Below are 411 nucleotides of genomic sequence, written 5' to 3' on the forward strand. Positions count from 1 at the left end.
ATGGAATACGGCCCGTTCGATTTGCCGGTGGCGCGAACGGACGGCGAAGGTCACCGCTGGCAGTACCGCTATGATAAGGACACGCTGCAACTGACGGAGGTGATAAACCCGCAGGGCGAGTCTTATCTTTATATTCTGGACAACTGTGGCCGGGTGACGGAAGAGCGTGACTGGGGCGGCGTGGTCTGGCGTTACCGTTATGATGCCGATGGCCTGTGTACCGCCAGGGTTAACGGCCTGGAGGAAACTATCCTCTACAGCCGGGACGCCGCAGGCCGCCTGGCTGAAATCATCGCCCCGGAAGGGAAAACGCAGTACGCGTATGACAAATCCGGCAGGCTGACGGGTATCTTCAGCCCGGACGGCATATCACAGCGCACCGGCTACGACGAACGCGGGCGGGTGAATGTC

At 60.3% G+C, this 411-nt stretch carries 1 protein-coding gene; it reads left to right on the forward strand.

The genetic code is table 11. From position 1 onward, the window contains the following. On the forward strand, nucleotides 1-411 hold a 411-nt coding region (locus tag BEB42_RS25990), incomplete at both ends, for an RHS repeat protein (RefSeq protein ID WP_172954560.1).

Source organism: Escherichia sp. MOD1-EC5990, assembly GCF_002965285.1.
Taxonomy (GTDB): Bacteria; Pseudomonadota; Gammaproteobacteria; order Enterobacterales; family Enterobacteriaceae; genus Escherichia; species Escherichia coli_F.